A 19,460-nucleotide genomic window follows, 5' to 3' on the forward strand; every position below is an offset into this window, starting at 1 on the left:
TCAATGCAGATAAGTTACAGTACATGTGAAACTGAAATGCCTGAAATCAATCAGGAAAGAATCAGTTTGTGGATCTCTCAAGTCGTAGAGAATTTCGAATGCGAGATAGGGGAGATTAATTATTATTTTTGTTCCGATGATTATTTGTTGGAGATGAATCGTGAGCATTTAAATCATGATTACTTCACTGATATCATCACTTTTGATTATACAGTTGCGGATATCATTTCGGGAGACCTGTTTATTTCTGTTGATACCGTTCGTGATAATGCTGAAGAATATCAGGTTGATTTTCTCGAAGAACTGCACCGAGTGATTGTACATGGTGTATTACACTTGCTAGGGATTGATGATAAGTGCGATGAGGATCAGGAAATAATGACCCAAAAGGAAGATGAATCATTAGCTTTACTTTCCAAGATTCATTAAGTTTGTGAAATTTTCGAATTAAAAAATTGATTATTAGCTTTTTACACTGTCTTTGTTTGATGTTTAAAGAGTTGATATATAATGTATTACCCCATGACCTCATGAGGATTATAGTCGTAAAATACTGAAAGCGTATATGTTAGCAGAATATGATGTTATTGTAGTTGGTGCTGGTCATGCAGGTTGTGAGGCCGCAACGGCAGCTGCCAATTTGGGATCCTCGGTGCTTCTTATCACCATGGATATGAATAAGATTGCTCAAATGTCTTGTAATCCTGCTATTGGTGGTATTGCTAAAGGGCAAATTGTGAGAGAGATTGATGCACTGGGAGGATATACAGGTATTGTCACTGACAGATCATCCATCCAATTTAGAATGCTGAATCGTTCTAAAGGGCCTGCTATGTGGAGTCCAAGAGCACAATGCGATCGAATGGTTTTTTCTGCCGAGTGGAGAAGGGTTGTTGAGAATACGGATCATTTAGACATGTGGCAAGATGCCGTAGTAGGTCTTCTTTTTGAAAATGAAAAGGTGGTTGGTGTTAAAACGAAACTGGGAATCGATATCAAATCGAAATCAGTTGTTTTAACCAATGGAACTTTCTTGAATGGTTTGATGCATGTTGGGCGTAAACAAGAAATGGGCGGTCGTTCTTCAGAACCAGCTTCATTGGGAATTAGCGAGCAGTTAAAATCTATTGGTTTCGAAGTTGGTAGAATGAAAACAGGAACACCAGCTCGTCTTGATGCAAGAAGTATCGATTTTTCAGTGATGAAGAGACAGGATGGGGAAGAGGATTTCCATCAGTTTTCATATTTAACTAATCATGTAGATAAGGAGCTCATTCAGCGACCTTGTTATATTACTTATACCAATCCTGAAGTTCATTCAGAGTTAGAACTCGGATTTGAAGAATCTCCAATGTACGATGGAACCATTCAGAGTACAGGGCCTCGATATTGTCCGAGTATTGAATCGAAGTTGACCACCTTTGCAGAAAAAAAGGAGCATCTTTTATTCCTTGAACCAGAAGGTGAAACCACACATGAATATTATATCAATGGTTTCTCTTCAAGTTTAGCTTGGGACATTCAATTAAATGGCCTAAGAAAAGTACCTGGTTTAGAGAATGTGAAAATGTATCGTCCTGGTTATGCTATTGAGTACGATTATTTTGCTCCAACGCAGTTGTTTCACACTTTGGAGACCAAGTTGATTGAGAACCTCTTCTTTGCAGGCCAGATTAACGGAACCACAGGTTACGAGGAAGCAGGAGCACAAGGTATGATGGCAGGTATAAATGCGAGTTTAAAGGTGCAAAATCGTGATCCATTTACCTTAAAACGTGATGAAGCCTATATTGGTGTTTTGATTGATGATTTGGTAACTAAAGGCGTGGATGAACCCTATCGTATGTTTACCTCACGAGCCGAATACCGAATTCTCCTGAGACAAGATGATGCAGATGTGAGATTAACGCCACGTGCATTTGAATTAGGATTGGCTAGTCAGGAACGAATGGATTTATTGACTGAAAAAATTGAATTTAGAAACAAGCTTATCGACTTCTGTAAAGAATTTGGTGTGAAACCCAAATATATAAATGCCGTTCTTGAAGATTTGGGAACGAGTCCGCTTAAGCAAGGCATGAAATTTTATGATGTCATTTTAAGACCACAGGTTCATATTATTGATTTTATTGATACTATTCTTCCTCTAAGGGAGCTTTTGGAATCAATCCCCAATAGGAGAGATGAGATTGTTGAGGCAGCAGAAGTCCTGATAAAGTATTCTGGTTATATAGAGAGAGAAAAGCTAATTGCCGATAAGCTGATACGACTTGAGAGAATTGTTATTACGGATCGTTTTGACTATACAAGTTTGCAATCTTTATCGACAGAAGCGCGTCAAAAATTAGATAAAATTAAACCTGAAACCATAGGTCAGGCTTCACGTATACCAGGGGTTTCTCCAAGTGATATCAACGTGCTTTTAGTCCTTATGGGGCGCTAATGTTCCACGTGGAACGCATAGGGTGTTTGAGAAAGAAATGTCCTCTGAGAGCTCGAAAACGCCTCGTCTTTATTATGAGATAGGTGTTTTCGAGCTTTTAGTATAAAGGATTAGTATGAAAAATATCAAGCGTATTTTAATTCCTATTCTTTTTTAATTGGATACTTGAGTATCTTGTATTGTAATTTGAAAACTGAAAGATATGGCTGAATCAAACTTTACTATAGCAGGGAATATTGTCGATGTTGTGTCGAGGAAAATATTTAAGGGTGAATTAGAAATCAGAGATGGCCTGATTCATTCAATTAATGAGCTTGAGGATGCTCCGGATTGTTACATCCTCCCTGGTTTAGTTGATTCCCACGTTCACATTGAAAGTTCACTTTTAATACCAAGTCGATTTGCAGATTTGGTTGTGAGGAAAGGAACTTTAGGCATTGTGACCGATCCCCATGAAATTGCAAATGTATTGGGAGAGATCGGGATTGACTTCATGATAAATGACGCAGCAAAAACACCACTGGAAATTCGTTTTGGTGTTCCTTCTTGTGTTCCTGCGACACCCTTTGAAACATCTGGATTTAAATTGGGACCTAATAAGGTTGAGAGTTTGTTGAAAAGGGAAGAGGTGGTCTGCTTGGCGGAAGTTATGGATTATCCTGGTGTGATTCGAGGCGATCTGGATGTCATGAAAAAGATTGTCGCCACCAAGCGCTTAGGGAAGAAAATTGATGGGCATGCGCCTGGTGTTAATGGTGAAGATTTGCGAAAATATGTCGCCGCTGGCGTTTCTGCCGACCATGAGTGTTCCACCTTAGAAGAAGCTCTGAATAAGATTCATCTTGGTATGATGATACAGATTAGAGAGGGAAGTGCGGCAAAAGATTTTGAAGCCTTGTATTCTCTTATTGAAACGCATTCTGATCGTGTCATGTTGTGTACGGACGATACCCATCCTGATGATTTATTCGAAAAGGGACATATGGATAATCTAATTCGTATGGGTTTAGGGAAAGGCTGTGATATAATTAATTTATTACGTGCAGGATCTTATAATGCCATCAAACATTATGGCCTTGATTTAGGATTACTTCAAGTGAGAGACTCTGCAGATTTCATTGTAATTGACAGTTTTGATTCATTTCAAGTGAAGTCTTCTTATATGAAAGGAGAATGTATCTATAAAGAAGGAGAAGTGTTCTTCGATAGCCACAATGAGATCCTTTTAAACAATTTTTATCGTAAAGAAATAGAACTCGAGGATATTCAACTTGAAGCGAGAGACTGCGATGTGCATGTGATGACAGTTAATTACGGAGATCTCTTGACTGGCTGGATAAATGGACGCCCTAAAACTGAAAATGGAAAGTTTGTTTCGGATACGGAGCAGGATCTGCTCAAGATTGTCGTGATGAGTAGATATAGTAATGATAAGCCAGTTGTCGGTTTTGCTAAAGGATTTGCTTTTAAGAAGGGCGCCATTTCGGGAAGTATTGCCCACGATAGTCATAATATTATTGCTGTAGGAACGAATGATGCTGATCTGTTAAAAGCCTTAAATAAACTAATTGTTATGAAGGGTGGGATGGTTGCTTGCGAGCATGATGAATGTCAATCAGTCCAGCTTGATGTAGCAGGTTTAATGTCGAACAAAAGAGGTGAAGATTTATTGGAAAACTATAAAGATTTGTCTGATTTTACGAAAAGCTTTGGAAGTGATTTCCACTCCCCATTTATGACGCTGGCTTTTATGTCTTTACTTGTTATACCTAAATTGAAACTTTCAGATAAAGGCTTATTTGATGTTGAGCAATTTAAATTGATTGATTTGTATTGTGAATAGTCTTGTTTATATTGCTTGCGGATTCATTAGAAATTATTATCTGTGATAGAAAACAAACACATTGTTCGCTTAAAAGAGTTGGTTGCTGCCTTACCAGAGAAGCCAGGCGTTTATCAGTTTTTCGATGAGCAGGAAAAGATCATATATGTAGGAAAGGCCAAGCGTTTAAAACGACGTGTCGCTTCTTATTTTAATAAGGTGCATGATATTGCCAAAACGAATGTGATGGTAAAGAAAATTGCAGATATCAAACACCTTGTTGTGGAAACGGAGGAGGATGCGCTTCTTCTGGAAAATAACCTAATTAAAAAGCATCAGCCTCGTTACAATATCCTCCTAAAGGATGATAAATCTTACCCCTGGATTTGTATAAAAAAGGAAACTTACCCTAGAGTTTTTATCACCCGACAGTTGGTGAAAGATGGATCTGAATATTTTGGACCCTATACCAGTGTTCGCATGGTAAGAACCCTTATGGATTTAATTCGTTCGCTATATAAGTTAAGAACATGTAATCTTAAATTGAGTGAAGAGAGTATCTCCCAAGGTAAGTTTAAGGTTTGTCTTGAATATCATATTGGTAATTGTAAGGGACCTTGTGTAAGTAAAGAATCATTCGAAGAATACCGTCAGACTATAGCAGAGATTCGCCATATTCTCAAAGGGAATATTAAAGTGGTTACTGATTTTCTGAATGAAAGGATGCAGATCCTAGCTGCCGATTACAAATATGAAGACGCTCATAAAGTCAAGGAGAAGTTAGATCTTTTGGAGAAGTATAAGAGCAAGTCAACGATTGTAAGTCCTACGATTGATAATATTGATGTTTATTCAATTTTATCCGATGACGATACGGCTTATGTCAATTTTATAAAAGTCGTGAGTGGTGCCATTATTCAGGCTCATACCATTGAAATTAAAAAGAAATTGAATGAGAGTGATCCGGAACTTTTATTGATGGGAATCATAGAGATTCGACAAAAAATGATAAGTACGGCAAAAGAAATAATCGTGCCTTTCCATCTGGATATGTCTATGCAGAATATTGGATTTACAGTTCCGCAAAGGGGCGATAAAAAGAAGCTTCTTGACATGTCATTGCGTAATGTAAAATATTTCCGACAGGAGAAGTTGAAACAGCAGGAGAGAATACTGCCAAAGAAACATTCCGACAGAATATTGGAAGGTATGAAAAAGGATTTTCGCTTGAAAGACTTGCCTGTTCATGTTGAGTGTTTTGATAATTCGAATATTCAGGGGACTCATCCGGTGGCATCCTGCGTGGTTTTTCGAAATGCAAAGCCCTACAAAAAAGATTACCGACATTTTAATATTAAAACAGTCGTTGGTGCCAATGACTTTGCTTCCATGGAAGAGATCATTTACCGAAGATATAAGCGCTTGTTAGAAGAGGAGAAGTCATTGCCTCAGATGATCGTGATTGATGGTGGGAAAGGGCAGTTGGGAGCTGCTTTGAATGCTCTTGAAAAACTAGACTTAAGAGGAAAAATTGCGATCGTAGGTATTGCTAAGCGTCTTGAAGAAATTTTCTTCCCGGGCGATCCTTATCCTTTGTACCTCGATAAGAATTCAGAGAGTTTGAAAGTGGTGCAGCATTTACGAAATGAATCTCACCGATTTGCCATTACCTTTCATCGACAGAAGAGATCGAAGGCTTTTATTACCTCTGAACTGGATGAAGTGTCTGGAATTGGCCCAAAAACAAAGCAAAGCTTGATTGCGACCTTTAAATCGGTAGAAAATATCAAAAAATCGAGTTTGGAGGATCTTGAAAAATGTATAGGTAAAGCAAAAGCCTTAAAGCTCTGGAAACATTTTAATTAGGATATTCTAATTGCAGTAATAAATGATATTTTTAGCCAGTAAATAATTGGCTAAAAGATGGCTCTGATTAATTCGTTAAGTTCTAAATTTAAGAAATACTCATTTAGATCGATTTGTTCCAGTTCCAGAAGCAAACTTTCCTTGTGATGGGGGATATTGAGTAGTTTATTTTCCAGCTCGCTAATATTTCCCATTTTAATACAATTACCCAGAATTTCAGATCTGACGATGCGTCCTTTTTCTATATCAAGTTCCACTTCCAGAATATTGCCGTTGGGGAAACTGATGAGTCTTTCGAATTTGTATTTTGGGGAGTAGCCAAAATTCCATTCCCACTTCAGGTACTTTTCTTCCATCAGCTTTTGAATAGCTTGATGATCTTCTTCAGTCAGTTCGTAGGGCTTAACTTCTGGGAATTGGCTTTGAACGTGATTAATAATTTTGTTCTGCAGTTCTTCAATACTTAGAGGAGTGGAGAGGTGATCACTGATGTTTGTTACACGACTTCTAATGGAACGAACACCCCTGTCACGAAACTTTAGTGGATTAACCTTCAACAGGCTATTTAAGCGGCTCAAATCGCTTGAGAAAAGCATGGTGCCGTGTTGCATCACCTTGTTTCTGTAGATATGGGAGGCATTCCCTGAGAATTTCAAGCCATCAATGGTTAAATCACTCTTTCCTTCGAATTTAGCATTCACATTTAAAGTCTGGAGCACATCGATGACGGGTTGTGAATACTTTCTGAAATTGATGAGTTCGCCTTTTTTTCCATTGCTGATGAAGCAATAGTTTAAATTTCCTTCGTCATGAAAAACAGTCCCACCACCTGAAAGACGACGAACAATTTCTATTCCCTCTTCTTCACATTTATCCAAATTGATTTCAGCTAAAGCATTCTGATGTTTACCAATAACGATTGCCGCTTTGTTGCGGTAGAGCATATAGAAGCTCTCATCGAAATTTTTAAGAAAGTATTCTTCTGTTGCCTGATTGAAGGCGGCTTGATTGCTTTTGCTGATATAGTAGAACATGTCGTATTTATAATTTTGGAGATCTGATTTTGGATTCAGAAGTAGTAAGGAAGTCCAAAATCATCAAGCATATTTTTTCGATTACTTATTACAAATATGCTCAATAAAATCGGATTGTCTTTATTAAGATTTGATTTTAATAGTAGGTTTATGTTCTTTTTCTATTTATAAATCAGCAAAAATTTAACTTTGCTAAACGAGAATTTAAAATTTAGAAAATGCGCGTTGTTATACAGAGAGTGAATCGGGCTTCAGTAGAAGTTGAGAACCAGATAATCGGAGAAATAGAGAAGGGCCTTCTAATTCTGGTAGGGATAGAAAATGCCGATGGACAAGAGGATATCGATTGGTTGTGCAAGAAGATTTGTGGTCTGAGAATATTCGACGACGAAGCCGGCGTTATGAATAAATCACTTATAGAAGTAGGAGGCGATATTTTAGCCATTAGTCAGTTTACCCTGCATGCCCGCACCAAAAAAGGCAATCGACCTTCCTATATCAATGCCGCAAAGCCAGACATTTCAATTCCCTTATACGAATCATTTTTATCAGCTTTGGAGAAGGAGAGTGGCAAAATACCTCAGAGAGGAAAGTTTGGTGCCGAAATGCAAGTGGCTTTGATTAACGATGGCCCTGTGACCATAACGATTGATAGCAAAAACAAAGAATAGTTGATGCGGTGATTCGATGATGTGATGATTAGCTGATCTGGCAATTTGTTAAAGTGATGGTGTGAAAAACATGACAATACATTAAATTGCTGATACATAGCTTTGTGTGCGGTCGGGCTTGATTGCAGTAAATACGAAATTTCATATGAATCAGTTTCAAACTTGCCCATGAAATCCGAACTTTGCACCTATAAACTCATAACTCATAACTCATAACTCATAACTCATAACTCATAACTCATAACTCATGAAAGATGTCAGTATTAAAGAAGCACAAGAGCAGGTCGATGCCTGGATTAAAAAATACGGTGTGCGTTATTTTAGCGAGTTGACTAATATGGCTATTCTAACAGAAGAAGTTGGGGAAGTGGCACGTTTGATTGCACGGAAATATGGTGATCAATCCTTTAAAGCTAGTGATGCTGATAAGGATTTAGGCGACGAGATGGCAGATGTGCTTTGGGTACTGATCTGTTTGGCCAACCAGACTGGGGTTGATTTGACCGAGGCTTTCAAAAAGAATATAGAAAAGAAAACGAATCGGGATAAGACCCGACATCTGAATAATGATAAGCTTAAATAAACTTGCGAATTGCAAATAAATTAATAGAAATAGGGGATCAACTAAAATTATCCTATTTTTGTGACTTGAAAGAAAATATTCTATGCCGTTTAGGCTGAGAGTATTAATGGAAAAATCAGCGAATAACGATTCGCAACTGGTTATTAATTATTTATATACATTATGGAGAGAGACATTTTAGAAATCTTAAAATCATACGATCTTAAGATTAGCGATGCAGAAGTTAAGGCAAATGTCAAAACAATTGTTGATAGAGATTACAAATCTTTATACACAGTTGAGAATCTTAAGAAGAATTTTTCTTTGATCGATTTAACGACACTGAACTCGACAGACACGCACGCAAAGGCTAAAAGTTTTGCTGACAATGTAAATAACTTCCAGAATGATTTTGACATGCCAAATGTGGCCGCTATTTGTGTATATCCATACCAGGTACCTACATTGAATGAAAACTTAAAAGCTGAGGGCGTTAGAATAGCTTCTGTAGCAGGTGTTTTCCCATCTTCTCAATCATACGTTGAAGTTAAAGCATTGGAATGTAAAATGGCCGTTGAAAAGGGAGCTAACGATATCGATATTGTGATATCAATTGGTGCTTTCCTTGAAGGACATTATCAAACGGTATTTGATGAAATTGCTATTCAGAAAGAAGCTTGCGGCGATGCACATTTGAAGGTTATTCTTGAAACAGGAGAACTTAAGACTGCAGAGAATATTCGTAAGGCATCTATTCTAGCAATGGAGGCTGGTGCTGATTTTATCAAGACTTCGACTGGTAAAGTACCTGTTAATGCAACTCTGGAGGCAGCTTATATCATGACTCAAGCTATTACTGAGTATTATGAAAAAGCAGGCCGTATGGTTGGTTTTAAGCCTGCTGGTGGAATTTCAACAGCTAAGGATGCTATTGAGTTTTACGCCATATCTAAGAACAACTTAGGAGAGGCATGGTTGAATAATAAATGGTCTAGAATTGGAGCTTCAAGTCTAGCTAATAGTCTGTTGACCGAGATCCATAAATTGGAGACAGGGGAAGAAAAGGAGATTAAGTATTTCTAATTCTGACACTTATGTAAATTGAGATAAAAGCCGGATAATTCCGGTTTTTTTATGTCTTAACAAAATAATTGAACTGAAAACTTGCTTCTTGTGAAATATTATGTAACTTCATTCTTGGTTTAAATATCAGTTTAGCATTTAAATATGTCTATTCATCTTTAAAATTTATCAGCTTATAGTAAATAGTTAATCCGTTTAAGATGTAATAATTCTAACTATTACTGATTAATTTTGTTATATCGATGAGTAAATAACGAACTGTTTAAAAATCAAATAATTTAAGTTGTTTGAATAAATTTTCTATCTAATGAAATTAGATATAAATCTGAAAGAAGAAAGTAAAATCAGAATGTTAGAGGACGAGATTCTTGAGCTCAAGCAAAGGCTAGAATTAGCACAAGCTGGATCTGTAAAGCTGTCTCATTCTTCTGACTACAAGTCATTTTCAGAACTGTTTGGAGTTGTTGATAGTGACTTTAATTTGCTTTCAGTAAATAATGAATCGAATCATTTTATTGGTAAGCCCCAAAATAAACTTAAAGTACAGAAATGTTATTCTGCGTTTCGTGACCTGAATCAGCCTTGTGATGGCTGTACAATTTCTACTGACAATACCAATAAATTAGTTTGGTATTTTCTTCAGCCACAACTCTCAAATAAAAATAGACCTTGTAATAGGAGCATTATTACTCCTGCAAATCTTATAGAACCCTTTGAGTTGACTTTAAAAGAAACAGATCTCTTTTACGAACAACTTTTTGAGTCGACTGGAGATGCGCTTCTGATCATAGATTGTAAGGGTCGTATTTTGAAATTTACAAAAAAGCTATGTGAGATGCTCTCATATTCTGAAGAAGAATTTTCAAAATTGACGATTTTCGATATTGATGACCCAACAAATTCACTTTCTTTTGATGAAAGAGCTTGTCAGATAAAAAGAGATAAAGGAGCTATATTTGAAACAGATTTAATTTCTAAATCTGGCAAACTAATACCTGTTGAATCTAGCTCTTCTCCAATAAGGTATCATAGTAAAACCGTATTTTTTGTTACTTTCAGAAATATTGAAGAGCGTCTAAATGCTCAGAAGGAGCTTCTGGAAAGTGAGATTCGTTTTCGTACTTTAGTTGAAAATGCAAATGATTTAGTGATGCGTTTCGATAGAGAACATCGTCACGTATTTGTAAACTCCGCTTCTCAGCAAGTTTTAGGTATTCCTCCACAAAATTTTATTGGCAAAACACACCAGGAAATGGGATTTCCTGACGATTTGTGTTTATTGTGGGAAGAAGAAATGGATAAGGTTTTTGAATCAGGTATTACCGATGTTATTGATTTTTCGATTCAAGCAAAAGGACGCGATATTGATTTTGAATGGCAGCTTATTCCTGAATTTGATACAGAAGATGAAATACCCTATTTGTTGGCTGTTGCTCGCGATGTATCAAAGCGAACAATGAGTGAAAAAGCTTTAGAAGAAGCCTTGAAAACGAAGGATAAGTTCTTCTCAATTATAGCTCATGATCTTAGGAATCCTTTTGGATCTTTAAGAACACTCTCTGAGTATTTACAAAACTCTGAGGATCTTACAAAAGAAGAAATTCAGGAATTTGCAGAGATTATTCATGCATCGGCTTGTCAAGGCTATGATTTGCTCGAAAATCTTTTAGAGTGGTCAAGATCGCAAAGGGGAAGTATAAAATGGCAACCTCAGGAGTTTGATCTGGTAGAATTAATTGATTCAAATATCAAATTAATACAAGCCAATATTCATAAAAAACAGATTCATTTAAATTTCCAGGCAGAAACAAGTCAATATGTCTTTGCCGATAAGTATATGATTGATACAGTCATCAGAAATTTATTAGCAAATGCAGTCAAGTTTACATATATGAATGGAAATATTGATGTTTTTCTGATTGAGAAAGAGAAACACTATTGTGTTTCCATAAAAGATGATGGTAAAGGAATAAGCAAAAATAACCAAAAAAAACTTTTCCATTTGGATAATCAGTACTCAAGTCTAGGTACAGCAATGGAAACAGGTACAGGTCTCGGCTTGATTCTTTGTAAGGAATTCATAGATATTAATAATGGTGAAATTTGGGTTGAAAGCGAAGGGGGAAAGGGAAGTTGCTTCTCATTCACAGTTCCAAAGAAATAAGTTACCTTTATTTTTTTCTTTCAATGGTATAATTAACCAAAGCTATCATTGCATCCTTAACTTCAGAATTTGCAAAAGTCATTAAGATAGCATCTGCTTTCGCTTTGTACTCCAACATCTTTTCTCGGGTATATTCAATACCACCCTTATCTTTTACAAACTTGATAAGTTCCTGAACCCGAGCTTTATCCTTATTGTGTTTTTTAAGGCTTTTAAGCACCCATTTTCTGTCATCAGGAGAACAGTTTCTTAAAACATAAATAAGGGGTAGAGTCAGCTTTCTTTCCTTAATATCATTACCTGTCGGTTTTCCAATGGCAGCTTGTTTGTCGTAGTCGAAAAGGTCATCCTTAATTTGGAAAGCAATCCCTAAATAAACCCCGAATTGTTTCATTTTTTCTTGGCTTTCAACATCTGCATTTACCGATAGTGCGCCCAATTGTGTACAGGCAGCTATCAGGCTAGCCGTTTTTTTGTAGATAATGTCAAAGTAGAGGTCTTCAGTAATATTAAGCTTTTTCGATTTCTCAATTTGTAACAGCTCTCCCTCACTCATATCTTTTACTGACTCAGAAACAAACTTGAGTTGATCAAATTCATTATTATCCAAAGCAATTAACAGGCCTTTAGATAAAAGAAAGTCGCCAACCAAAACGGCAACTTTCGATTTCCATAGGGCATTGATCGAGAAAAACCCTCTTCTTTCATAAGCTTCGTCAACAACATCGTCGTGTACTAAAGTTGCTGTATGCAAAAGTTGAGTAAGCGTGGCAGCTATATATGTTGACTGATTGATTTCTCCACATAGTTTAGCAGCTAGAAACACCAAAATAGGTCGCATCTCTTTACCTTTTCGTTTGATGATGTATTGATTGATAATATCAAGCAGACGAACCTTAGTTCGCATAGCATCGCGGAAATAGGGATCAAATTCTTTTAACTCTTTTTTAATAGGAGCCTTAATCGTGTTAAGTGTAGAAGCTTTTGTCATAGCAACCAAAGGTAAAAATTTAGAGCAATCAACAACTAAAAATAAATGTAAATTTTCAGATGTCGAAGTCTTTAAAAGAAATAGAATAACTACAGGCTCTCACATTTTAAATATGATATACCAATTTTACTCCAAATGACTTCGAGCTGAAATAGCTAGGATATACCGAAATTTTATTAAGGAATTCAGAGTATTTATTATTCTTATATTCCACTCTTCGACCACGTTGCGAGATGATTTTCCCCATAGCATAACCAATGCCAATTGCCAATGGATAATCACTTAACCAGTGTACTTCGTTGTGCATCATAGCCAGACCAACAGCTCCCATAATACCATAACCAATAGGCTTAATCAGTTTGTATTCAGGATAATTTGATGAGAGAATAGTAACAGTACACATCATGGTTGCCATGTGACCAGAGGGGAAAGCGTCGTAGTTGGATACATTTTTCATATAATCTTTCTGGTTGGGAAACAAATCCCAGCGTCCTGTTCCTGAGGAGGCTCGCCAAGGGCTCTGTCGTCCGGTTGCATGCTTGATTAGCTGACAGGTAACGCCCATTGAAAGAAATTCTTCCATCAACTGATTTGCCGTTTGCAAGGCTCTGTAGTCCTTGCTTGTCATTCCTTTTATATAGAATCCACCCCCAATCAGAATGCTGGGAAGTCCTTCTCCAATCATATAGAGAAAAGTGTTCAAATTATTAGGGATTTGAAGAACTTCGGCCCCCCCAAGCTTAATTGATTTTCCATATTTTTTTTCTCCATCTATTCCTATGGAATTCATGAAATCATGATTAGTATTCAGTGTTTGTCTGTCTGAAACAACCATAAGTGCCGTCGTTCCAGCAATACCTGCCATCCAGGGCAGCGTTTCTTTTCGTGTAATTACATGACTGAAATCACGCATATCACGAGCGAAATTGACGAAAATGTCAGTAAGCCGGGGTTTATAATAGGTGAGTTTAAGATTGTCACCTACTTCATAAACCATGGAATCACGATTAGCGTATGGATTCTTAAAAGGGAGATCAAAATCTTTAACTCTGTAGTTTTGAGCCAAGCTCATGTAGGAACTAAGACATAGTAATAGGGCAAAAACAATTCTCATAGCTTTCTCGCAAATAGTATTCTGGAATATAGATGTATGGTAATGGGTACGGAAAAATTCTAGAATCTAATATAGATATATTTCTATCGAGAAGGATATTAAATAAGTTCAAACCTCAAAATATATCTTTTAAAACTAGATAACAGAATCATGATAAAAAGTATTATACAACACATTTTAGTTGAAATCCTATTCAGAATACCCATAAATTAGGATCAAAGTAACAAATTTAACTATTTCGATATGAGACTGTTCTTTCTTAACGGAATATATTTATATATTTGCATAGTTATTAGATACAAGTTTAAGTTTAGTGTATGAAAATTAGTGAATTAGAACCAGAAAAATTAGAACAAGCAGCCAATATGCTAAAGGCAATTGCTCATCCAATGAGAATTGCAATTTTAGGCTATCTTGATGATGGTAAGAAGCTAACGGTCACTGAGATACATGAGTTGTTGAATATTGAACAATCAACAACTTCACATCATTTAGGTATTCTTAAAGATAAGGGCGTTTTACAATCAAAACGTGAAGGAAAGAATACTTATTATTTCCTAAAACACTGTAGTTTAAGTAATATTGTTGATTGTATCAGCAATTGTACACATGGATAGAAATTAAAAACCAGATAATCCTGGTTTTTTTTATGATTTAAAGAATGGCAAAAGTTAGACTAACTAAAGAGTTTCGATTCGAGATGGCGCACGCGCTATGGAATTACGATGGCTTGTGTAAAAATATTCACGGACATTCCTATATCTTATATGTAACTGTAATTGGCGAACCGATTGCCGATGAAAATAATCCTAAACTTGGGATGGTTATGGATTTCGGCGATTTGAAAAGAATCGTGAATGTTGAGATTGTAGATAAATTGGATCATGCTGTTGTTTTAAGTGATAAAACACCCATGCTCGAGCAACTTAATATTCCTCAGATGTTTGAAAGATTCTTTGTTTTCGATTATCAACCAACTTGTGAGAATATGATTGCTGACTTTGCTGGGCGAATCATGAAGCGATTACCAGTAGATGTGAGTTTACATTCTTTAAAACTGCACGAGACAGCAACTTCTTTTGCTGAATGGTTTGCAGAGGATAACTAATTCGAAAGAAAATATATAAATTGAAGTCCGGTACAAAACCGGACTTTTTTGTACCCGTTTTTTTTAATATTTATTTCAAGATGATTGCAGGCCCTTTTAATTTCGATCAGATAAAACCTATTAATCCTTTACTCGCACTTTTCCCAAAGGGGATATATGGCATTGAGCACGCCTATCGAGTTTTTAAGTTGGTTCATAAAATTTGCGACTTTGAAAAGATTAGTGATGAACTTCGTCAAGCACTCAAATTCAGCGCCTTGGTTCTGGATATTGGTCGAGGAGAAAAACTGATGGGGCAGACCCCAGGACTTAAATCCTATAACAAAATAAGAGAGAAGAAGTTCTTAGGAAAAGAAAGTTTTCAGCACGATTTGTGCCGATTTTTAATTGAGAGCCATACTTTGAGTATCGATGATATGCCTAATCAAATGAATCAATATCAGATAGAAGATAAGGATGAAGCCATTTTCTCATTTAGAATTTTGAAAGATGCTTTAACTCTTGATGCTTTTCGATTTGGTAACTTTTGTGCTGCAGATTTAGAATTATCAAATTCTAAAAAACTTGTTCTGTTTGCAAGTCAATTCTGCAGAAAAGAATTAAAACAAAATTTGATTCTTCAAGAGATTGAAGACTGGTTAAAAGAGATTCAATAATATTTCTGCTCAAAACGAAGCCTCAAAATAATTCTCGTACTTTTGTTGGTCTTAATAGAGAATAGGTAGTCATTAACACACATACAAAATATGTACTCATCACACAGTAATCCTAAGAAAAAGCTATTTTTACTTGATGCTTTTGCTTTGATCTACAGGTCTTATTACGCTTTTATCAAGAATCCACGTTATACTTCAACGGGAATTAATTCATCGGCGATGTTGGGTTTTACCAATACGCTTTTGAATGTACTTGAGAAAGAAAAGCCTTCTCATATTGCCGTTGTTTTCGACCCGGCAGGTAAAACCTTTCGTCACGAAATGTTTAAAGAGTATAAGGCTCATAGACCACCCATGCCAGATGATTTAAGAAATTCGCTTCCCTATATCAAACAAATTATTAAAGGCTTTAACATTCCTGAAATTGAGGTTGAAGGCTATGAGGCAGATGATGTGATTGGAACTTTGGCCAAGAAAGCTGAGAAGCAGGGATTCACTGTTTATATGATGACGCCTGATAAGGATTATGCCCAATTGGTGAGTGAGAATATTTTCATGTATAAGCCAGGTCGATCGGGAAACGAAACGGAAGTTTTAGGTGTCCCGGAAATTCTAGCCAATTTTGGCCTTGAAACGCCAGAGCAGATTGTTGATTATTTGGGGTTGATGGGCGACTCTGCCGATAATATTCCAGGCTGTCCAGGTATTGGTCCCAAAACAGCTCAGAAGTTGTTGGCTACTTTTAAATCTATCGATGGGATTTATGAAAATACCGATAAGCTGAAAGGGAAGCAGAAAGAAAATATCGTGAATTCAGAAGAGCAAGTACGATTTTCGAAAGTTTTAACTCAAATCGCATTGGATGTGCCTATCGATTATGTTGAAGAAAAATTCAGATTAATAGATATTGACGAAGACGTTCTGGGACGTGTTTTTCTTGAATTGGAGTTCTTCTCTTTGAGGGAAAGGGTTTTACTAAATGCAAATAACAAATCGATAGAAAATATCGATATGGTCTCATCTCACAGTGCGAAATCTATGGGTAAGAGCACGATAGAAGAGAAAGAAGTTATTCTTAGAGAGCTTAAAGATCTTAATTCTCAGTTTTTTGTGCTTGATAATGCGGCAGTTAGAGCAGATTTGAGAGCCGATTTATGTGTGCAAAAATCCTTCTCATTTAGAACCGTTTTGAGTGATGTTGATCCCAATCAGTCACAAATTCTAGGATTAGCCTTTGCTTTCAAAAATAACCGTTCTTTTTTCGTTCCATTTCCACAGGATGCTGCTGGAGCAAAAAAAGTGGCTCAGGAATTCAAATTCATTTTTGAAGATGAAAAAATTCTGAAAATTGCTCACGACATCAAACGTGATATTTTGGCTTTGCGCTGGTGCGGTGTAGAATTGAAAGGTGCGATTTTCGATACTATGATTGCTCATTATTTAATTCAACCTGAATTAAAACATGATTTGGCGAATATTACCGAAAACACGATCCATTACAAATTAATGGAAGAGGAGAAGCCTGAGAAGAAGAAGCAAGCTCAGCTGAGTCTGATGTTGGAACCCGAACCGATCAAGCACGATACATATTGCGAAGAGACTTTAGTTAATCTAGAATTGGTTGAAGCCCTGGAAAATGAATTGACAGATACGGGACTTTTGGATTTGTTCTATAATATGGAAATGCCGCTTTTGTTGATTCTATCCGATATGGAGTTCACGGGTGTGAAAATTGACGTGCCTATGCTTAAAGCCTACGCCGTTGAATTGAATATCGAAGTGAATGGCATTGAGAAAGAAATTATTGAGATGGCTGGTCAGGAATTCAATGTGGCTTCGCCTAAGCAATTGGGTGAGGTTCTTTTTGAGAAAATGGCACTCGATCCTAAGGCCAAGAAAACCAAATCGGGGCAGTATTCTACTTCGGAGCAAGTGCTAAGCAAGCTGACAGACAAACATCCTATTATTGGAAAAATTCTGATTTTCCGTGGATTGAAAAAACTGATTTCAACCTATGTGGAAGCTCTGCCAACTTATATTAATGAGAAATCGGGACGAATTCATACATCCTTTAAGCAAGCTGAAGCTGCAACTGGTCGTTTAAGTTCTATAAATCCGAATATTCAGAATATTCCGATTCGTACGCCCCAAGGCCGTTACGTTCGAAAGGCTTTTATTCCATCTGATGAAAACCATGTTTTCCTTTCGGCTGACTATTCTCAGGTTGAGTTGCGTCTAATGGCGCATATGAGTCAGGATCAGGCCATGATTGATGCCTTTAATCTCGCTGCCGATTTCCATCAGGCCACAGCGGCTAAGATATTTAAACTTCCCATTGAGGAGGTGACTAGCGACATGCGTTCACAGGCCAAATCTGCAAACTTTGGTATTATTTATGGTATCTCAGCTTTTGGTTTGGCTGAGAATCTTGGAATATCACGTAAGGAAGGTAAGGCTTTAATCGATGGTTATTTTGAATCTTATCCAGGCGTTAAAGCCTTTATGGATAAATCAATTAATGATGCGCGCGAGAGTGAATATGTGATGACTATTAAAGGGCGTCGTCGTTATCTAAAAGACATCAACTCAAGCAATGGTATGATGAAATCGATTGCTGAGCGTAATGCCATTAACGCACCGGTACAGGGCTCTGCAGCTGATGTGATTAAGTTGGCGATGATTGGTATCAGTAATCGTATGAAAGCTGAAGGTATGAAGTCTAAAATGCTGATTCAGGTACATGATGAATTGAACTTTGATTGCTTAAAATCTGAACTTGATCAAATGAAAGGCATTCTTCGTGAAGAAATGGAAAATGCAGTTAAAATTAGCGTTCCATTAACCGTAGAAATGGGAGTAGGAGAGAACTGGCTCGAAGCTCATTGATCCTTCTAAATAAATAAAATACCAAAGTGGTGTTTGCTTGATGCATGCACCACTTTTTTCATTTAGAGTCGAAAAGTCCTAAAGGTCAAAAAGTCAGAAGATATTCTCTCAGATTATCTTATTCATAACTTATAATTCTAAATTTATAATTCATAAGTCCCACTTTCCAAACCAATAATTCCATCTTTTAAGGCTTGATAAAGATTCGTGATTTTCTCAATGGAATTGTCGCCCATTAGGATTTTCTGACCAGTGAGTATGGCTGGTTTCTCTTCTGCTTGAGTTAAAAAGTTAGTCAGGAAGTTTAAGCCTTTTTGACTTTGGTCTTCTGATGCGATTTTTTTGAAGCCGAGTGAACAAAGTTTATTTTCTAATTCGTGAGACGAAATCAGGAAACTGTACACTTTATTATCCACCCAAGGCTGGGGAAAGGTCGGGGCTTCATCACTTTTTTTAAGCACATCGTAGTAGATAAAATGGCCCCCTTTTTTTAGTACTCGCTCAACTTCTGAGTAGAGTTTATCCTTATCAGCTATGCACATTTGTACATGTTGTGTGATGACCAAATCAAAATGATCAGAAGAGTAGGGCATTTGTGTGGCATCAGCTTGAATAAACTCAGTTTTGGCTTCGAAACCAGTCAGTTTTGATAGAGATTTCGCTGTACTGATATGTTGTTCAGAATAGTCAATTCCATGAACCATGCAATCGTATTTCTCAGCAAGCATTCGACAAGTACCACCCAAGCCACACCCCAAATCCAAGACTTGAGAATCATTTATCAGTTCTATTTGGAAAAAAAGTTCTTCACTTACTGCTCTTCCACGTACATGAAATTCATCGTAAGCAGAAGTATGCTTTCTGGCGATATCCGTTTTAGAGATGCCCATTTTTTCTATGGCATCAAGAATCATTTCGTATTGATTTGACTTCATCTCACAAAGAAAGTAAAGAAAGCTGATTATGAATTAATGAAGGAGTGAGTTTGTGGTTTTCCAAGGCAATATCTCTACTATGCTCAGCGATAACTGATAATCGAAATCTATGCTAAAATTTAAGG

At 36.7% G+C, this 19,460-nt stretch carries 16 protein-coding genes; 12 read left to right on the plus strand and 4 right to left on the minus strand.

Translation table 11 applies throughout. From position 1 onward, the window contains the following. Nucleotides 1–3 precede the first annotated feature (3 nt). From ybeY to uvrC, 4 genes are all read left to right on the plus strand, one after another. Complete coding sequence (gene ybeY, locus DWB61_RS00390; RefSeq protein ID WP_125028810.1) at nucleotides 4–429, plus strand: rRNA maturation RNase YbeY; 426 nt, start codon at nucleotides 4–6, stop codon at nucleotides 427–429. A gap of 136 nt (nucleotides 430–565) precedes the next feature. Next, on the plus strand, nucleotides 566–2,443 hold the full coding sequence (gene mnmG / locus DWB61_RS00395) for a tRNA uridine-5-carboxymethylaminomethyl(34) synthesis enzyme MnmG (RefSeq protein WP_125028812.1): 1,878 nt from the start codon (nucleotides 566–568) through the stop codon (nucleotides 2,441–2,443). 202 nt (nucleotides 2,444–2,645) lie between these two features. Further along, on the plus strand, nucleotides 2,646–4,286 hold the full coding sequence (gene ade, locus DWB61_RS00400) for an adenine deaminase (RefSeq protein WP_125028814.1): 1,641 nt from the start codon (nucleotides 2,646–2,648) through the stop codon (nucleotides 4,284–4,286). Between the two features lie 42 nt (nucleotides 4,287–4,328). After that, nucleotides 4,329–6,131: an excinuclease ABC subunit UvrC gene (gene uvrC / locus DWB61_RS00405; RefSeq protein ID WP_225423338.1), complete on the plus strand. Its 1,803-nt coding sequence runs from the start codon at nucleotides 4,329–4,331 to the stop codon at nucleotides 6,129–6,131. A 50-nt stretch (nucleotides 6,132–6,181) separates the two neighbouring features. On the opposite strand, the gene DWB61_RS00410 is transcribed toward uvrC, so the two are convergent. Then, nucleotides 6,182–7,165 (minus strand): lipoate--protein ligase, encoded by a 984-nt coding sequence (locus tag DWB61_RS00410; protein ID WP_125028815.1) that lies wholly within the window; start codon nucleotides 7,163–7,165, stop codon nucleotides 6,182–6,184. Nucleotides 7,166–7,383: 218 nt separating this feature from the next. Here DWB61_RS00410 and dtd point away from each other — a divergent pair, with 218 nt between their 5' ends. The 4 genes from dtd (at nucleotide 7,384) to DWB61_RS00430 (ending at nucleotide 11,645) form a co-directional block, all read left to right on the plus strand. Then, nucleotides 7,384–7,836 carry a D-aminoacyl-tRNA deacylase gene (gene dtd, locus DWB61_RS00415; RefSeq protein WP_125028817.1) on the plus strand — a complete coding sequence of 151 codons (453 nt, stop codon included), beginning with the start codon at nucleotides 7,384–7,386 and terminating at the stop codon, nucleotides 7,834–7,836. Nucleotides 7,837–8,083: 247 nt separating this feature from the next. Beyond that, complete coding sequence (locus DWB61_RS00420) at nucleotides 8,084–8,419, plus strand: nucleotide pyrophosphohydrolase (protein WP_125028819.1); 336 nt, start codon at nucleotides 8,084–8,086, stop codon at nucleotides 8,417–8,419. Between the two features lie 162 nt (nucleotides 8,420–8,581). After that, nucleotides 8,582–9,481, plus strand: coding sequence for a deoxyribose-phosphate aldolase (gene deoC / locus DWB61_RS00425; protein WP_125028821.1), 900 nt, complete (start codon nucleotides 8,582–8,584; stop codon nucleotides 9,479–9,481). 307 nt (nucleotides 9,482–9,788) lie between these two features. Further along, the gene (locus tag DWB61_RS00430; RefSeq protein ID WP_125028822.1) at nucleotides 9,789–11,645 is read left to right on the plus strand and encodes a PAS domain-containing sensor histidine kinase; all 1,857 of its coding nucleotides are present in this window, start codon (nucleotides 9,789–9,791) and stop codon (nucleotides 11,643–11,645) included. 7 nt (nucleotides 11,646–11,652) lie between these two features. On the opposite strand, the gene DWB61_RS00435 is transcribed toward DWB61_RS00430, so the two are convergent. Together DWB61_RS00435 and DWB61_RS00440 are read right to left on the minus strand one after the other, a co-directional pair. After that, nucleotides 11,653–12,636, minus strand: a complete 984-nt coding sequence (locus tag DWB61_RS00435; protein ID WP_125028823.1) for a polyprenyl synthetase family protein — start codon at nucleotides 12,634–12,636, stop codon at nucleotides 11,653–11,655. Nucleotides 12,637–12,742: 106 nt separating this feature from the next. Continuing rightward, nucleotides 12,743–13,750, minus strand: a complete 1,008-nt coding sequence (locus tag DWB61_RS00440) for a phosphatase PAP2 family protein (RefSeq protein WP_125028825.1) — start codon at nucleotides 13,748–13,750, stop codon at nucleotides 12,743–12,745. Between the two features lie 317 nt (nucleotides 13,751–14,067). Here DWB61_RS00440 and DWB61_RS00445 point away from each other — a divergent pair, with 317 nt between their 5' ends. The 4 genes from DWB61_RS00445 (at nucleotide 14,068) to polA (ending at nucleotide 18,400) form a co-directional block, all read left to right on the plus strand. After that, a complete protein-coding gene (locus tag DWB61_RS00445; RefSeq protein ID WP_125028827.1) occupies nucleotides 14,068–14,367 on the plus strand; it encodes an ArsR/SmtB family transcription factor in 300 nt (99 codons plus the stop codon). 44 nt (nucleotides 14,368–14,411) lie between these two features. Beyond that, nucleotides 14,412–14,858 (plus strand): 6-pyruvoyl trahydropterin synthase family protein, encoded by a 447-nt coding sequence (locus DWB61_RS00450; RefSeq protein ID WP_125028829.1) that lies wholly within the window; start codon nucleotides 14,412–14,414, stop codon nucleotides 14,856–14,858. Between the two features lie 80 nt (nucleotides 14,859–14,938). Beyond that, the gene (locus DWB61_RS00455; protein ID WP_125028830.1) at nucleotides 14,939–15,514 is read left to right on the plus strand and encodes an HD domain-containing protein; all 576 of its coding nucleotides are present in this window, start codon (nucleotides 14,939–14,941) and stop codon (nucleotides 15,512–15,514) included. A gap of 90 nt (nucleotides 15,515–15,604) precedes the next feature. After that, nucleotides 15,605–18,400 carry a DNA polymerase I gene (gene polA / locus DWB61_RS00460; RefSeq protein WP_125028832.1) on the plus strand — a complete coding sequence of 932 codons (2,796 nt, stop codon included), beginning with the start codon at nucleotides 15,605–15,607 and terminating at the stop codon, nucleotides 18,398–18,400. Nucleotides 18,401–18,543: 143 nt separating this feature from the next. On the opposite strand, the gene DWB61_RS00465 is transcribed toward polA, so the two are convergent. Further along, complete coding sequence (locus DWB61_RS00465; protein ID WP_125028834.1) at nucleotides 18,544–19,335, minus strand: class I SAM-dependent methyltransferase; 792 nt, start codon at nucleotides 19,333–19,335, stop codon at nucleotides 18,544–18,546. Between the last annotated feature and the right edge of the window lie 125 nt (nucleotides 19,336–19,460).

The sequence above is a fragment of the Ancylomarina euxina genome, from assembly GCF_003863355.1.
In the GTDB taxonomy this organism is placed as follows: Bacteria; Bacteroidota; Bacteroidia; order Bacteroidales; family Marinifilaceae; genus Ancylomarina; species Ancylomarina euxinus.

Excerpts from the sequence above, each read along its gene's own strand:
- ybeY (WP_125028810.1), top strand. The coding sequence starts at position 4 with ATGCAGATAAGTTACAGTACATGTGAAACTGAAATGCCTGAAATCAAT.
- mnmG (WP_125028812.1), top strand. The coding sequence starts at position 566 with ATGTTAGCAGAATATGATGTTATTGTAGTTGGTGCTGGTCATGCAGGT.
- ade (WP_125028814.1), top strand. The coding sequence starts at position 2,646 with ATGGCTGAATCAAACTTTACTATAGCAGGGAATATTGTCGATGTTGTG.
- DWB61_RS00410 (WP_125028815.1), bottom strand. The coding sequence starts at position 7,165 with ATGTTCTACTATATCAGCAAAAGCAATCAAGCCGCCTTCAATCAGGCA.
- dtd (WP_125028817.1), top strand. The coding sequence starts at position 7,384 with ATGCGCGTTGTTATACAGAGAGTGAATCGGGCTTCAGTAGAAGTTGAG.
- DWB61_RS00420 (WP_125028819.1), top strand. The coding sequence starts at position 8,084 with ATGAAAGATGTCAGTATTAAAGAAGCACAAGAGCAGGTCGATGCCTGG.
- deoC (WP_125028821.1), top strand. The coding sequence starts at position 8,582 with ATGGAGAGAGACATTTTAGAAATCTTAAAATCATACGATCTTAAGATT.
- DWB61_RS00430 (WP_125028822.1), top strand. The coding sequence starts at position 9,789 with ATGAAATTAGATATAAATCTGAAAGAAGAAAGTAAAATCAGAATGTTA.
- DWB61_RS00435 (WP_125028823.1), bottom strand. The coding sequence starts at position 12,636 with ATGACAAAAGCTTCTACACTTAACACGATTAAGGCTCCTATTAAAAAA.
- DWB61_RS00440 (WP_125028825.1), bottom strand. The coding sequence starts at position 13,750 with ATGAGAATTGTTTTTGCCCTATTACTATGTCTTAGTTCCTACATGAGC.
- DWB61_RS00445 (WP_125028827.1), top strand. The coding sequence starts at position 14,068 with ATGAAAATTAGTGAATTAGAACCAGAAAAATTAGAACAAGCAGCCAAT.
- DWB61_RS00450 (WP_125028829.1), top strand. The coding sequence starts at position 14,412 with ATGGCAAAAGTTAGACTAACTAAAGAGTTTCGATTCGAGATGGCGCAC.
- DWB61_RS00455 (WP_125028830.1), top strand. The coding sequence starts at position 14,939 with ATGATTGCAGGCCCTTTTAATTTCGATCAGATAAAACCTATTAATCCT.
- polA (WP_125028832.1), top strand. The coding sequence starts at position 15,605 with ATGTACTCATCACACAGTAATCCTAAGAAAAAGCTATTTTTACTTGAT.
- DWB61_RS00465 (WP_125028834.1), bottom strand. The coding sequence starts at position 19,335 with ATGAAGTCAAATCAATACGAAATGATTCTTGATGCCATAGAAAAAATG.